This window comes from Arthrobacter sp. E1SS-5 (assembly GCF_057073715.1).
In genome coordinates this window covers 3116912-3132134 of record NZ_CP172703.1, presented here as the reverse complement: position 1 = coordinate 3132134, position 15223 = coordinate 3116912, and the positions used below count along the sequence as shown (strand labels likewise).

The window sequence follows — 15223 nt, the reverse complement described above, 5'->3', positions numbered from 1 at the left end:
AAAACGCACCGCCGGTCAGCGGTTGCGGGTGTCCCGGTCCGGCGTGCCCACGGCGGACCAGCCCCGGCCCTTCGTCTCCCTGTCCCGGGATCGGTAGACGATGTACGGGCGGAACAGATAGTGCAGCGGCGCGGTAAAGGCATGCACCAGCCGCGTGAACGGCCAGATGACGAACAGCGCCATCCCCACCAGGGTGTGCAAGTGGAAGGAGAACGGCGCCGCGGCCATCGCCGCGATGTCCGGCTGGAAAATGAATAGAGACCGGAACCACGGCGCCACGGTTTCCCGGTAGTTGTGCCCGTGTTCGCCTTCGAAAACGCTGGCCAAAGTGGTCCACAGCCCGAACACGATGGCAGCGGTCAGCACCACGTACATGGTCTTGTCGTTTTTGGTGGTGGCCATGAACACCGGCCCGGTGGTGCGGCGGCGGTAGATCAGCAGTGCGATTCCGCCCAGCGTCGCAACCCCGGCGATGCCGCCAACCAGCAGGGCATTGAAATGGTAGAACTCCTGGCTCATCCCCACCGCCGCGGTCCAGGCCATCGGGATCACCAGGCCGAAGAAGTGCCCGGCGATGACAGCCAGCAGCCCGAAGTGGAACAGCGGGGAGGCAATCCGCAGCAGCCGCGACTCGTACAGCTGGGAGGACCTGGTGGTCCAGCCGAACTGGTCGTACCGGTAGCGCCACACCAGTCCGCCCACCAGCATCACCGCCATGACGTAGGGCAGGACGCCCCACAGGACAGTGTCCCAGGTGTTAAGCACGACGGCGGGTCCCGGCTCTGTCTCCGGAAGCGCCCTCAGTGCCTGCATGGTCAGCCCTTCCTGACGGGCAGCAGCCGTGGGTCGTAGGGATCGAGCCCCACGCTTTCGGTGGGCGGACCGTAGCCGGCCATGCGCATCACTTCCTGCTCGTCCTGCGGTGACTTCCCGGGCAAGGTGGCGCAGATGGCCGCCAGGATCCGGGTATGGGGGAGGTTGTCCCGCAGCAGCCCGAGCCGGAGCATTTCCAGGCTGGCGCGGTAGCGCGTCAGCAATTCCCGCCCTGCCTGGCCGTCCACCCGGGCGGCGAATTCCAGCACCATGGGCAGGTAGTCCGGGAGTTCCCCGTCCAGGTTTACCAGGACCCCGCTGCGCCGGTAGGCCTCCTTGAAGGAGGCCAGCACCTCGCCGCGGCGCCGGGTGTCGCCGTCCGTCCAGTAGCTCAGGTGCAGGGCGTGCCGCCTGCCCAGGTCGAATTCGCGGACGTACTGGGCCTGCAGATCCATGGGCGGGGTGGTAGCCAGGAAGTCCAGCACCGGCGCGAACTCCGGGAGTGCCCCGGGAAACTCGGCCAGGGCGGCCCGGACCAGGGGAACGCGTTCCACCAGTTCCCCGTCCGGATAGGACAGGCACCAGGCCGCGGCGAGATACACCACGCGGTCACGGCGGTGCATGGTTAACGGCTTCATGGCTGGTCCTCGGCTGCGGCCAGGGTGTTCGGCTCCGGGCCCCTGTCCGGGGAAGGCTTGTCCGGGAACAGTCCCGGCGGTGCGCCGCGGCCGTCCCAGTTCAGCAGGTTTACCCGGCCATGCAGGCTGGAGCCGGCCGCGATCGTGTCGGTGCTCTGCCGGTCCCGCAGCGCGTGGAAGGTGTCAACGGCCACCGGGACGGGCCTGCCGCTCGCCTCGCCGAACGGTGCCGAATCCTGCATGCCCGGGCCGCCGTCGAAATCCAGCGAACAGCCCAGTTCCTCAAGGTCGTGCGCCTGCTCCAGGTGTGCCGTGGGGATGACGTAGCGCTCGCTGTATTTGGCGATCGCCATCAGCCGGTACATGTCGTACATGCTTTGCCCGTCCATGCCCACGGACTCCGGGATGACCTCGTCCGGGTCTTCGCCCAGGCTGATGCCGCGCATGAAGGACCGCATGGCCGCGAGCTTCCGCAGCACGGCGGTGACCCGTTCCGTGTCCCCGGCGGTGAAGAGTTCGGCCAGGTACTCCACCGGGATCCGCAGCGCGTCGATGGCGCCGAACAGGTTGCCGGCGTCCTCGGCGTCGTGCCCCTGGTCGCGGAGCAGATCCACTACGGGTGAGAGCGGCGGCACGTACCAGACCATGGGCATGGTGCGGTACTCCGGGTGCAGCGGGAGGGCCACCTTGTACACCTTGGCGAGGGCGTAGACGGGGGAGCGGCGGGCGGCGTCGAGCCAGTCCTCCGGGATGCCCTGCGCCCGCGCTTCGGCCTGGACGCGGGGGTCGTGGGGGTCCAGCAGCACGTCCATCTGGGCGTCGTAGAGGTCCTGCGGGTCGGTGACGGACGCTGCCGCGGTGACGGCATCGGCGTCGTACAAAAACAGCCCCAGGTAGCGCAGCCGCCCCACGCACGTCTCGGAGCAGACGGTGGGCAGCCCGACCTCCGCGCGGGGGTAGCAGAACGTGCACTTCTCGGCCTTGCCGGTCTTGTGGTTGAAGTAGATCTTCTTGTACGGGCAGCCGGTGACGCACTGCCGCCAGCCGCGGCACCGGTCCTGGTCCACCAGCACGATCCCGTCCTCCACCCGCTTATAGATCGCGCCCGACGGGCAGGACGCCATGCAGGACGGGTTCAGGCAGTGCTCGCAGATCCGGGGCAGGTAGAACATGAACGTCTGCTCGTATGCGAACTTGATCTTGTCCTCGGACTCCCTCCGCACCTTCTCCACCAGCGGGTCCAGATGCCCGTGGTCCCGGGAACCGCCCAGGTTGTCGTCCCAGTTGGCGGACCAGGTGATTTTGGTGTCCTCACCGGTGATCAGGGACTTGGGCCGGGCCACGGGAAAGTCGTCGCCCAGGGGGGCGTCCACCAGGGTTTTGTAGTCGTAGGTCCAGGGCTCGTAGTAGTCCTTGAGCTCAGGCTGGACGGGGCTTGCGAAGATGCCGAACAGCTTCTTGACCCGTCCTCCGGCCTTGAGTACCAGCCTGCCGCGCCGGTTCAGGGTCCAGCCGCCGTACCAGCGCTCCTGGTCCTCGTAGCGGCGGGGGTAGCCCTGCCCGGGCCTGGTCTCCACGTTGTTGAACCACACGTATTCGGTGCCAGCCCGGTTGGTCCAGGCCTGCTTGCAGGTCACGGAGCAGGTGTGGCAGCCGATGCACTTGTCCAGGTTCATCACCATGCCCATTTGGGCCATCACACGCATCAGTACTGCACCTCCTGCGAGCGGCGGCGCACTGTGGCCACCATGTCGCGCTGGTTTCCGGTGGGGCCGAGGTAGTTGAAGGCGTAGGCCAGCTGGGCGTAACCGCCGGCCAGGTGCGAGGGTTTCACCAGCAGCCGGGTCACGGAGTTGTGGATGCCGCCGCGCCGCCCGGTGGCCTCGGACTTGGGCACGTCGATGGTGCGTTCCTGGGCATGGTGGACGTAGACCACGCCGGCCGGCATGCGGTGGCTGACGATTGCGCGGGCCACCAGCACGCCGTTGACGTTGGTGCACTCCACCCAGTCGTTGTCCCGGACCTGGATGACTTCCGCGTCCTCCGGGCTCATCCACACGGTGGGTCCGCCGCGGGACAGGGAAAGCATCAGCAGGTTGTCCTGGTATTCGGAGTGGATGGACCACTTCGAGTGCGGGGTCAGGTACCGCACTGTGACCTCCATGGCGCCATCGGAGCCCAGCCGCGGCTCGCCGAAGAGCCGGTGCATGTCCAGCGGCGGCCGGTAGATGGGCAGGTTTTCGCCGATGTCCGTGATCCAGTCGTGGTCCAGGAAGAAATGCATCCGGCCGGTGAGCGTGTGGAAGGGCTTGAGCCGCTCGATGTTGATGGTGAACGGCGCGTACCGCCGCCCGCCGGTCTCGGAACCGGACCATTCCGGGGACGTGATCACCGGGACGGGACCCGCCTGGGTCTGGGCGAAGGTGATGAACTTTTCCTCCGAGCCCTCGGCCAGGTCAGCCAGCTTCCGGCCCGTGCGGACCTCCAGCTCCTTGAAGCCCTGGACGGACAGCAGGCCGTTGGTGGTGCCGGAGAACGCAAGGATCGCTTCGGCCATCTTCGCGTCCGTGTCCATGGCCGGGCGCCCGTCCGCCGCGCCGCCCAGCATCACCCCGTTGGCATGGCCCAGCCTGGCCACCGGCCGGGCCATGTTGTAGGTGACGTTCTTGACGGTGAAGCCCAGCCGGTCGGCCAGCGGCCCGACGGCGGCGAGTTTGTCCGCGATGGCCGTATAGTCCCGCTCCACTATGGAAAAGACGGGCATGTTCTGCCCGGGCACCGCGGGGATGTCCGGATCCCGCCAGTCCCGGACCCGCCCGCCGGGCTGTGCCAGCTGGCCGGGGGTGTCATGCGTCAGCGGCACGCTGACCAGGTCCTTCCGTACGCCCAGGTGCGTCCTGGCGAGCCGGGAGAACTCCCGGGCCAGGAGGTGGAAGGTGTCGAAGTCGGTCTTGGTTTCCCAGGGCGGGTCGATCGCGGGGCTGAAGGCGTGCACGAACGGGTGCATGTCCGTGGAGGAGAGGTCGTGCTTTTCGTACCAGGTGGCGGCCGGGAACACGACGTCGGACAGCAGCGTGGTGGAGGTCATCCGGAAGTCGGCGGAGACCAGGAGGTCCAGCTTTCCCTCCGGCGCCGTCCCATGCCAGGCCACGTCCCGGGGTTTGAGCTCCTCCGTGCTGTCACCGCCCAGGACGTTGTGGTGGGTTCCCAGCAGGTTCCGGAGGAAGTACTCGTTGCCCTTGGCGGAGGAGCCGAACAGGTTGGACCGCCAGAGCACCAGGGTGCGCGGCCAGTTCTGCGGTGCGTCCACGTCCTCAATGGCAGGGTTGAGGGAGCGGTTCTTCAGGGCTTCGGCAATGAAGGACGGCGCATCAGCGGCAGTGCCGGCGGCGACGGCGGCCTCCGCCTCATCCGCCACGTCCAGCGGGTTGCGGTCGAACTGGGGGTAGAAGGGCATCCACCCCAGCCGGGCGGACTGGGCGATGGCGTCCGCCGTGTGCATGCCGTCGAGCTTCCCGGTGGACAGCGGGGACTTCAGGGCGTCCGCCGAAAACCCGTCCTGCCTCCACTGGTCAGTGTGCATGTACCAGTAGCTGGTGCCGGTCATGGTCCTTGGCGGCCGCGACCAGTCCAGTGCGTTGGCCAGGGACACCCAGCCGGTGACCGGCCGGGTCTTTTCCTGGCCCACGTAGTGCGCCCAACCCCCTCCATTGCGGCCCATGCAGCCGGTGAGCATCACCAGGGCCAGGACGGCGCGGTAGGTGGTGTCGCCGTGGAACCATTGGCAGATGCCGGCGCCCATGATGATCATCGAGCGGCCCTTGGACTGCTCGGCGTTGCGGGCGAACTCACGGGCCACCCGGATGCAGGCCTGGGCGGGGACGCTGGTGATCTCCTCCTGCCAGGCAGGCGTGTAGGGCGTGGCGGCATCGTCATAGCCGGCCGCCCAGTCGCCGGGCAGGCCTTCCCGGCCCACGCCGTACTGGGCCAGCATCAGGTCGAACACCGTGGTGACCAGATGGCCGCCGACCTCCATGGCGGGAACACCGCGGCGCAGGATGCTGCCCTCGCCGCCTGCATCCTCGAAACAGGGGAGCAGGATTTCGGCACTCTCGGCGGACACTTCCTTGAGGGACAGGGCGGGCTCGATTCCTTCGAGATCCAGGTTCCACTTGCCTTCGCCGCTGCCCGAGTACCGGAACCCCATGGATCCGTTGGGAACGGCGGGCCGCCCCGCCGCCTTGTCGTACAGGACTGTGCGGAACGCTGCATCCTCGGCCAAAGACTCACTGGGGACGTCAAGGGCGGTGAGGAATTTCGACGGCGTGAGCGCGCCGTCGTTGTTCTTCTCCAGCCTGACCAGGAAGGGAAGGTCTGTGAACTGCTTGACGTAGTCGGTGAAGAACGGCACCTGCCGGTCCACGAAGAATTCCTTCAGCATCACGTGGCCCATGGCCATGGCGAGGGCCGCGTCCGTCCCGGCCTGGGCGGGGAGCCATTCGTCGGCGAACTTGGTGTTGTCCGCATAGTCCGGGCTGACAGTGACCACCTTGGTGCCGCGGTACCGGACTTCGGTCATCCAGTGGGCGTCCGGCGTGCGCGTCACCGGAACGTTGGAGCCCCACATCATCAGGTACCGGGCATCCCACCAGTCCCCGGACTCGGGAACGTCGGTCTGGTCTCCGAACACCTGGGGGCTGGCTACGGGAAGGTCCGCGTACCAGTCGTAGAAGGACGTCATCACTCCGCCGATGAGCTGGATGAAGCGGGTGCCCACAGCATGGGAGACCATGGACATGGCCGGGATGGGTGAGAAGCCCGCGCAGCGGTCCGGGCCGTAGGTCTTGATGGTGTTCACGTGGGCGGCGGCGGCGATCTCGATGGCTTCCTGCCAGGACACGCGCACCAGCCCGCCCTTGCCGCGGGCCTGCTGGTAGCGGCGGCGCTTCTCCGGGTCCGCGGCGACCTCTGCGAAGGCCAGTACGGGATCGCCCAGCCGGGCCTTGGCTTCCCGGTACATCTCCACCAGGACGCCCCGGGCGTAGGGGAAACGCACCCGGGTGGGGGAGTAGGTGTACCAGGAAAAGGCCGCCCCGCGCGGGCAGCCCCGTGGTTCATACTCCGGGCTGTCGGCCCCTACCGAGGGGTAGTCCGTCTGCTGCGACTCCCACGTGATGATGCCGTCCTTGACGTACACCTTCCAGGAGCACGAACCAGTGCAGTTCACTCCATGGGTGGAGCGCACCACCTTGTCGTGGCTCCAGCGGTCGCGGTAGAAGATGTCACCCTTGCGGCCGCCCTCGCGGAACACCGCCCTGCCGTCCTTTGTCTGGTCCCACTTCGTGAAGAAACGGCCCAGCTTCAACATCGCTTCTGATGCGGGTCCATCTAACCCCGCATGGGGTCCGGCAGCCATGCCCCCAAGCTAGGTGGGTTCCGGAAACCCGGGACAGGGCACAAAGGCCCTGTCCATGGCCATGTCGCTTCTGCCTGTCGGTGCCTGGCGGGCAGAATGGGTGCATGACACGCATCGCCATCATTGGCGGCCACGGAAAAGTGGCCCTCCTCCTGTCCGAACTGCTCACCGGCGAGGGCCACTCCGTGACCTCGTTCATCCGAAACCCGGACCATGCCGGCGACGTCAATGCCACCGGCGCCACTCCGTCGGTCCTGGACGTGGAAAATTCCACGACGGCGGCCATCGCGGAGGCGCTCGCCGGGCACGACGCCGTGGTCTGGTCCGCAGGCGCCGGCGGCGGCAACCCGGACCGCACCTACGCGGTGGACCGGGATGCTGCCATCCGGTCCATGGACGCCGCTGCCCAGGCGGGGGTAAACCGTTACGTAATGGTGTCCTACTTCGGCGCCGGCAAGGACCACGGGGTGCCGGAGGACAGCAGCTTCTTTGCCTACGCCGAAGCCAAGGCAGCCGCGGACGAGTACCTGCGCGGAACCGGGCTGGCGTGGACCATCCTGGGGCCCGGCGCCCTGACAGACAACCCTGGAACGGGACGGATCGACGTCGACCCCTCGCCGGAAGGGGAACGGGAAACCTCCCGCGCCAACGTGGCGATCGTGGCGGCGGCGGTGCTGGACCTGCCGCAGACCGCGGGCCGGACCATCGAGTTCCGCGACGGCACCCTGCCGGTGGCCGCTGCACTGGAACCGCGCCCGTAGGCGCCGGCGGGGAAGAGGCTTATGGATCAGCTCGCGCTAATAGTCGGACTGCTGCTGGCCACGGTGGTGGCGGTGGGCCTGGGGGACAGGCTGCGACTGCCGTACCCGGTCCTGATGCTCCTCCTGGCGGTGGCCCTGACGTTCATTCCGGGCTTCCCGGACCTGGAAATTGAACCGGAGCTGATCCTCCCCATCTTCCTGCCGCCGCTGCTGTTCGCCACCGCCCAGCGAAGCTCCTGGGCCGTGTTCCGCGTCCGGTGGCGGACCCTGATCATGCTGGCCGTGGCCTTGGTGGTGATCAGCACTGCCGTGGTGGCCGGGGCCGCGTGGCTGATGATCCCAGGCATCGGTATTCCCGCCGCCATTGCCTTGGGCGCCATGGTGGCCCCGCCGGATCCTGTGGCCGTGGAATCCGTCGCGGGCCGCGTGCACATGCCCCGCCGCCTGATCACCGTCCTGCAGAGCGAGGGGCTGTTCAACGACGCGGCCGCCATTGTCATCTTCCAGGCGGCCGTGGCGGCTGCCGTCGGCGGCACCAAGGTGGGGGCCGACGTCGTCCTGCAGTTCCTGGTGGGAGCGGCACTTGCCGTGCTGGTCGGCGTCGCCATGGGCTGGCTGATCGCGCTCATCACCCGGCTGGTCACGTCCATGGTTGCCCGGAGTGCCGTGACCCTGGTGGTGCCGTTCGCCGCGTACATCCTGGCGGAGGAGGTGCATGCCTCCGGCGTCATTGCCGTGGTGGTCACCGCCCTGGAAATGCAGCGCCACGCCCGCCCGCAGGATGCTGCCGAGCGGGTCACCCGGAACGCCTTCTGGGATGTGGTGGAGCTGCTGGCCACGGGACTGGCGTTCGGTCTGGTGGGGCTGGAAATCCGTCATGTCATCCGGGATGAGGGGACGGAAATCTTCGGCATGATCGGGGTGTCCCTGGTGGTCTGTGTCCTGGTCTTCGCGGTCCGGTTCCTGTGGCTGGGCGTCCTGGCCCTGGGCGCCAGGAAACGCAGGAACCTGCTGCAGCCCACATCGCTGAAGGAAGTCCTCATCCTGACGTGGTGCGGCATGCGCGGCCTGGCCACCCTGGCGCTGGCCCTGGCACTGCCGCTGACGTTGGCAGACGGCACGCCGTTCCCGGGAAGGGACTACCTGCTGGTCATCGCCTGCGCCGTGCTGCTGGCCACGCTGGTACTTCCGGGCCTGACGCTGCCATGGCTGATGCGGGTCCTCAAAGCTTCCGAGGACGGCACGGCCGAACGCGACGCCGTCCGGCTGCTGGCCACCAGGGCCCAGGCCGCCGCGGTAGCGGCCCTGAAACAGCACGACTTGATGACGGACCTCCCACCGGAGAAGGTGGCCCTGGTCAAGGACAGAATGCGGCGCCTGCACGCGGAACTGACGGACGGCAGCCTGCGGAACGAGCCCCTGGCGGAAAAGCGCCAGCGCGGACGCGAGCTGGCGATCGCCGTGCAGACCATCGCACTGGACGCGGCCCGGCAGGAAGTGGTGGCAGCCCGGAACGAACCGGACATGGATCCCGAGGTGGCGGACAGGGTGCTGCGGCAGCTGGACCTGCGCACCATGGTCATGCCGGAATAGCGGGGCTCACGCCGGGGCAGCCAATTCCAGGTCCAGGGAGTTCTTCTCCACGTAGTCCAGCGCGCACCGTACCGCGCCCACCGTCACGATGGAGTCACCCAGCGGCGACACCGCCACGCGGGCGGGGGTGGCAGTGAACTCCTTCAGGCGCTCGCTGATGGGCGCCAGGAGGACGTCCGCTGAATTGGCCACGCCGCCGCCGATCACCACCAGCTCGGGGTTGAGCAGGGTGGCCACGGTGCCCACCACCCGTGCCATCCTGTCCGCCAGCCGGTCCAGGATGCCCAGGGCCACAGAATCCCCTCGGGCCGCTGCGGCGAAGACCTGCTCGGCCTCCACCCGCCCTGGCCGGAAATCGCGGAGGGCAGTGGGCCTGTCCGTGGCCAGTGCCTCGGCTGCCCAGGTCCGGGCCAGGTGGGCGATGCCGTAGGTGTCACCTACGCCTTCCACCAGGTCCAGGTAGGCAAGTTCCCCGGCGCTGCCGCGGCTTCCGTGCACCAGCCGGCCGCCTTCCACGATGCCCGACCCCAGCCGTTCACTGGCCAGGATCACCACAACGTCGTCTACGCCGGCGGCCGCCCCCTGCCACCGGTCACCAAGGGCTGCAAGGTTGGCATCGTTCTCCAGCAGCACCGTCCATCCGCGGGTCTCCTTAAGGGCCGGCCGCAGCCCGAGGTCGAACAGTCCCCAGAATTCTTGCGTGGCCACCACGTCCCCGTGCCGGTCCACGGGTGCCGCCACCCCGGCGCAGACGGCCAGTACCTGTTCAGGCCCGGTCTCCGCGGAACGCAGCGCCGCCATGGCCACGCCGTCAATGAAGGCGATGCGTTCCTTCGAGCCCACGTCGCCGGCCTGGAAGGGGCGGCTGGACCGGCCGAGGGTGTTGCCCCGGAGATCGGAGACCACCACAGTGACCTTGGAGAAGCCGATGTCCATGCCCAGGACCACGCCCGCCCGTCCGTTGAGCTCGAACCGGCGCGCGGGGCGGCCCTTTTGGTATCCCCCAAATTCGCGTTGGTTCTCCAGTTCCAGGATCCAGCCGCGCCGCACCAGATCCTCGCAGACGGCGATGGTGGTGGCGCGGGTAAGCCCGGTGGCAGCCATGACGTCCGTGACCGTCACCGCAGCCGTGGTGCGCATGAATTCCAGGACCGCGCCGGCGCTGACGCGCCGCAGCAACTGGGGAGTCGCCGGAACCGGTTCGGGCATGGTGTTGACCTTCCTGTGCAAAGCACCAGATAATACTTGAGGAAGTAAATTTAGGATCAATATAAATATAACCGCACTGAAGAAGAGGGTTAGTCCTTGTCCACCACTGCCACGCTGGCAACCCTGTCCGACTCCGATCGTCTGGCCGACCCCAACTGGTGGCGCCAGGCATCCGTCTACCAGATCTACCCCCGCAGCTTCGCCGATTCCAACGGCGACGGCATCGGCGATCTCAAGGGCATCACCGCCAAGGTCCCGTACCTTAAGGCGCTGGGAATCGACGCCGTCTGGCTGAGCCCGTTCTACCCGTCCGCGCTCGCCGACGGCGGTTATGACGTTGACGATTACCGTGACGTCGACCCCAAGCTGGGCACGCTGGCCGACTTCGATGAGATGGCCAAGGCCCTGCACGACGCCGGCATCAAGTTGATTGCCGACATCGTCCCCAATCACTCCTCGGACCGGCACCAGTGGTTCCAGGAGGCGCTGGCCTCACCGAAGGGCTCCGCCGCCCGTGACCGCTACATCTTCCGGGACGGCAAAGGCCCCAACGGTGAGTTCCCGCCGTCGGACTGGGACTCCGTGTTCGGCGGAGCGGCGTGGGAACGCATCACCGAACCGGACGGCACCCCCGGCCAGTGGTACATGCACATCTTCGCGAAGGAGCAGCCGGACCTGAACTGGTCCAACCGCGAGATCCGCGACGACTTTCTCAAGACCCTCCGCTTCTGGTCCGACCGGGGCGTTGACGGTTTCCGCGTGGACGTGGCACATGCCCTCACCAAGGACCTCACCGAACCGTTGCTGTCCAAGCTGGAACTGAGCGCCGCCAACACCGGCGTGGACGGATTCGACGACGGCACGCACCCGTTCTGGGACCGCGATGAAGTGCACGAGATCTATGCGGAATGGCGTGAGGTGTTCAACGAATACAACCCGCCCCGCACCGCGGTGGCCGAAGCCTGGGTGCACGCTACCCGCCGCGCCCGCTACGCCAGCCCCCAGGGCCTGGGCCAGGCCTTCAACTTCGACCTGCTGCAGGCCGACTTCGATGCCGCCGAGTACAAGGAGATCATCACCCGCAACCTGGCCGAGGCCGCCGCCACCGGCGCCTCTTCCACCTGGGTGTTCTCCAACCACGATGTTGTGCGGCACGCCACCCGCTACGGCCTGCCCCAGATTGCCAAGGAAAAGGCCGGCGCCAAGGGCCAGGACGGCAAGGACTGGCTGCTCGCCGGCGGCCCCAAGGACCAGTTGGACGTTGAACTCGGTGAGCGCCGCGCCCGCGCCGCCACCTTGCTGATGCTCGCCGTGCCCGGCTCTGCGTACCTGTACCAGGGCGAGGAACTGGGCCTGCAGGAAGTGGCCGAGATCCCGGAATCCGAACGCCAGGACCCGTCCTTCTTCCGCAACAAGGGCGTGGAGGTCGGCCGCGACGGCTGCCGTGTGCCGCTGCCCTGGAAGGTGGAAGGCACCTCCTTCGGCTTTGGCGACGGCGGCTCCCACCTGCCGCAGCCGGACTGGTTCAGCAAGTACGCCGTCGAGGCCCAGGACGGCACCGAAGGTTCCACTTTGGAGCTCTACCGCAAGGCCCTGAAACTCCGCCGCGAACTACTCACCGGCGAAGAGCTGGAGTGGGTGGAGAACGGCAACCCCAATGTCCTGCACTTCAAGCGCCCCAACGGCTGGCAGTCCGTGACCAACTTCGGGGACACCGCCGTGGACCTGCCCGCCGGCGAGGTCCTGGTCAGCAGCGCGCCGCTGGAAGACGGCAAGCTGCCGGCCAACACCACTGCCTGGCTGCGCTGATGCCGGGAACGTGTCCGGGCGGGACGTCCTGATGCAGGAAGTCATCTATGGCTGCATGGGCCTGGGCGGCAGCTGGTCCGGGGAACCGCATGAAGCACACCATGTGGACCAGGCCGCCGCTGCCGTCCTGGCCGCCCTGGACGCCGGTATCACCTTGTTCGATCATGCGGACATCTACCGCACCGGCAAGTCGGAAGCGGTGTTCGGTGAGGTGCTGGCTGCCGAGCCGGGCCTGCGGGAGCGTATCCGTCTGCAGACCAAATGTGGCATCCGGTTGAACGAACGCGGCCTGCAGACCCACTACGACCTGAGCCGGGACGCCATCCTGGAACGGGTCAACGGCAGCCTCAAACGGCTCCGGACCGACTACGTGGACATCCTCCTGCTGCACCGCCCGGACCCCTTGGCGGACCCTGCCGAGGTGGCGTCCGCCGTCGGGCAGCTCATGGCCGAAGGGAAGGTGCGGCAGCTGGGTGTCTCCAACATGTCCGCGGCGCAGATCGAGGTGCTGCAGGACCGGCTGGAGACGCCCGTAGTGGCCAACCAGCTGGAGATGAGCCTGCTCAAGCGGGCGTGGCTGGAAAGCCAGGTCCTGGTCAACCATCCGGAGCACCTGGACTACAGCTTCCCGCACGGCACGCTGGAGTTCTGCAGCCGCAACAACATCACCTTGCAGGCCTACGGCTCCCTGGCCAAGGGCGTTTACACCGGCGCCGAGCAGGAAAATCCCACCTCTGCGGAGGCAGCCACTGGCGAACTAGTGGCGGAACTGGCACGGGAGTACGGCAGCACCGGCGAAGCCATCCTCCTGGGGTGGCTCATGAAGCACCCGGCCGGGATCGCGCCGGTGATCGGCACGGTTAACCCCGACCGGATCCATGCCTGCGCCGACGCCGCCCGGGTGGCCAAGGCTCTGACCCGTGCCGACTGGTACAAACTGTGGATCACGGCGCGCGGCAGCAACATCCCCTGACCCTCCCAATTGACTGGCAGTAGTTGTCGTTTTGAAGCTCCACAACGACAACTACTGCCGGCTGCTTTCCCACTAAGCCAGTCACATCGCGTTTAGTTCGTATTGATCCTCACAAGCCGGCCGTTTTCTTCGCCGAGCCGCTTACGGGCCGGATACTGTAGAAGGCATGACGTCTACCATCGCCGCCGAAACCGTTAGGCCGGAACGGAATATCCCCGCCGAGATCGCCCGCTCATGGCTGCTGGTCAATGCCATGAAGCCTGAGCTCTTTGACCAGTCGGCCGTGTCCCGCGCTGACTCGATCATCCTGGATATTGAAGATGCCGTGGACCCCTCGCAGAAGGACCAGGCCCGGAACAACGTCATCGACTGGCTGACTGCCGGCGGCAAGGCCTGGGTCCGCATCAACGACGCCACCAGCCCGTTCTGGGCCGACGACCTCGCCGGCCTGCGTGGTACCCCCGGCCTGCTGGGCGTCATGCTGGCCAAGACCGAATCGGCAGACCAGGTGACCGAAAGCTACCACCGTATGGACGGCAAGACGCCCGTCATCCCGCTGGTGGAATCCGCCCTCGGAATCGAGGAAGCCAACCACATCGCCAAGGCCCAGGGCGCGTTCCGCCTGGCCTTCGGTTCCGGCGACTTCCGCCGCGACACCGGCATGGCCGCCACCCCGGAAGCCATGGCCTACCCGCGCGCCAAGCTGGTGGTGGCCAGCCGCGTTGGCAACCTGCCGGGCCCCATTGACGGGCCCACTGTGGGCACCAACCACCCCATTCTGCGCGAACAGACCGGCATCACGGTAATGATGGGCATGACCGGCAAGCTCTGCCTGGCCATCGACCAGACCCCGGTCATCAACGAGGTCATCAGCCCCACGCCGTCGGACGTCGCCTGGGCCACGGACTTCATGAATGATTTCGAAGCCAACGGCCGCGTCATCCGTGACGGTTCCGACCTGCCCCGCCTGGGCCGCGCCGAGAAGATCATGAAGCTCGCGGTAGCCTTTGGGGTGCAGCCCGCGCTGTAGCGCCAACCCACCACTTCAGGAGACCCCGTGACCGATACCCGCTATCTGGTCCACGGGGTCTTTTGGGATGGGCTGGCGGACGACGGCGGCAGCCCGGTTCTGCGCCTCCAGTCACCGGAGGGGGAGTCCCGGCAGGTCGCTCTCGGCCCGGGCCAACGGCTCGGCTTCCAGGTGGTGGAACCCGGCAGGTTCTGCCTTGGCCACGTCACGGTCCAGTCCGCCGGCTCCCGCAGCCACGTACTCTGTACCTCCGCTGCTCCGGCCGTGCGGGGAAAGCAGTGCGAGCGGTGCTTCGTGCTGGACGAGTCGCGGCTGATGCACGATTTTCATCGTGGCGGACGGGTCACCCCAGGCCTGCGCGACTACCTGATGCAGGAGCACTGGCTCTACGTGGCCACCTTCGCCGGTGGCTCCACCAAGGTGGGAACGGCGTCCGGCCCGCGGAAGTGGAACCGGCTCGCGGAGCAGGGGGCCGCGGTGGCACGTTATGTTGCCCGGGCGCAGGACGGCCGGGTGGTGCGCATCCTTGAGGACCTGGTGACGGCCGACGTCGGGCTGACGCAGCAGGTGCGCTCGGCGGCCAAGGCCGAGGGGCTACTGCAGCCGCAACCGGCCACAGCCTTGGACGCCGGCAACGCCGCTGCCGCCGGGGACGCTCGAGCCCTCCTGGCGCGCACCGCAGTCGAGGGTTTCGAAGCTGTGGAGGAGCAGTGGACGCGGCCCGGGCCTGCTGACGCACTGTACGGCACAGGCGGCCGCTACGGACACAAGCCGCGTCACGCTTACCCGCATTTCCTGGACGCGGGGCAGCACGGCTTCGACATTGCCGCCCTCAGCGGCGCGAACGCGTTGGTCCGGCTGGGCGGCTCGGACGCCGACTTCGTGGTCAACCTGTCCCAACTGGCCGCGCGGACCATCGTCCTGGGCGACTTCACTTCGGCGTTGCCCGCAGTCCAGGAAGCCTTGTTCTGAGCCTGACCG

General features: G+C 67.5%; 11 protein-coding genes. 6 read left to right on the top strand and 5 right to left on the bottom strand.

Annotation, left to right across the window (positions count from 1 at the left end; all coding sequences use genetic code 11):
* Positions 1 to 15: 15 nt before the first annotated feature.
* From narI to ACIGJD_RS14535, 4 genes are read right to left on the bottom strand one after another with little or no spacing between them, the layout of a single operon-like run.
* Positions 16 to 813 carry a respiratory nitrate reductase subunit gamma gene (gene narI, locus ACIGJD_RS14550; RefSeq protein WP_483686768.1) on the bottom strand — a complete coding sequence of 266 codons (798 nt, stop codon included), beginning with the start codon at positions 811 to 813 and terminating at the stop codon, positions 16 to 18.
* Between the two features lie 2 nt (positions 814 to 815).
* On the bottom strand, positions 816 to 1436 hold the full coding sequence (narJ, locus tag ACIGJD_RS14545; RefSeq protein ID WP_483689509.1) for a nitrate reductase molybdenum cofactor assembly chaperone: 621 nt from the start codon (positions 1434 to 1436) through the stop codon (positions 816 to 818).
* A gap of 11 nt (positions 1437 to 1447) precedes the next feature.
* Positions 1448 to 3157 carry a nitrate reductase subunit beta gene (narH, locus tag ACIGJD_RS14540; RefSeq protein WP_483686767.1) on the bottom strand — a complete coding sequence of 570 codons (1710 nt, stop codon included), beginning with the start codon at positions 3155 to 3157 and terminating at the stop codon, positions 1448 to 1450.
* Positions 3157 to 6867, bottom strand: a complete 3711-nt coding sequence (locus ACIGJD_RS14535; RefSeq protein WP_483686766.1) for a nitrate reductase subunit alpha — start codon at positions 6865 to 6867, stop codon at positions 3157 to 3159. Before ACIGJD_RS14535 ends, narH begins: the two co-directional genes overlap by 1 nt.
* Before the next feature lie 104 nt (positions 6868 to 6971).
* On the opposite strand from ACIGJD_RS14535, the gene ACIGJD_RS14530 reads away from it, so the two are divergent.
* Both ACIGJD_RS14530 and ACIGJD_RS14525 read left to right on the top strand, forming a co-directional pair.
* Positions 6972 to 7628 carry an NAD(P)H-binding protein gene (locus ACIGJD_RS14530; RefSeq protein ID WP_483686765.1) on the top strand — a complete coding sequence of 219 codons (657 nt, stop codon included), beginning with the start codon at positions 6972 to 6974 and terminating at the stop codon, positions 7626 to 7628.
* Between the two features lie 21 nt (positions 7629 to 7649).
* On the top strand, positions 7650 to 9221 hold the full coding sequence (locus tag ACIGJD_RS14525; protein WP_483686764.1) for a Na+/H+ antiporter: 1572 nt from the start codon (positions 7650 to 7652) through the stop codon (positions 9219 to 9221).
* Positions 9222 to 9227: 6 nt separating this feature from the next.
* Here ACIGJD_RS14525 and ACIGJD_RS14520 read toward each other — a convergent pair whose 3' ends face one another.
* Complete coding sequence (locus tag ACIGJD_RS14520) at positions 9228 to 10430, bottom strand: ROK family protein (protein WP_483686763.1); 1203 nt, start codon at positions 10428 to 10430, stop codon at positions 9228 to 9230.
* Positions 10431 to 10526: 96 nt separating this feature from the next.
* Between ACIGJD_RS14520 and ACIGJD_RS14515 the strand changes: the two genes are divergently transcribed.
* The 4 genes from ACIGJD_RS14515 (at position 10527) to ACIGJD_RS14500 (ending at position 15214) form a co-directional block, all read left to right on the top strand.
* The gene (locus ACIGJD_RS14515) at positions 10527 to 12239 is read left to right on the top strand and encodes a glycoside hydrolase family 13 protein (protein ID WP_483686762.1); all 1713 of its coding nucleotides are present in this window, start codon (positions 10527 to 10529) and stop codon (positions 12237 to 12239) included.
* Between the two features lie 31 nt (positions 12240 to 12270).
* A complete protein-coding gene (locus ACIGJD_RS14510) occupies positions 12271 to 13212 on the top strand; it encodes an aldo/keto reductase (RefSeq protein WP_483686761.1) in 942 nt (313 codons plus the stop codon).
* A gap of 166 nt (positions 13213 to 13378) precedes the next feature.
* The gene (locus tag ACIGJD_RS14505) at positions 13379 to 14242 is read left to right on the top strand and encodes an HpcH/HpaI aldolase/citrate lyase family protein (protein ID WP_141942759.1); all 864 of its coding nucleotides are present in this window, start codon (positions 13379 to 13381) and stop codon (positions 14240 to 14242) included.
* A 27-nt stretch (positions 14243 to 14269) separates the two neighbouring features.
* Entirely contained in the window at positions 14270 to 15214 is a 945-nt protein-coding gene (locus tag ACIGJD_RS14500) for a DUF2797 domain-containing protein (RefSeq protein WP_483686760.1), read from the top strand.
* Positions 15215 to 15223: the final 9 nt, after the last annotated feature.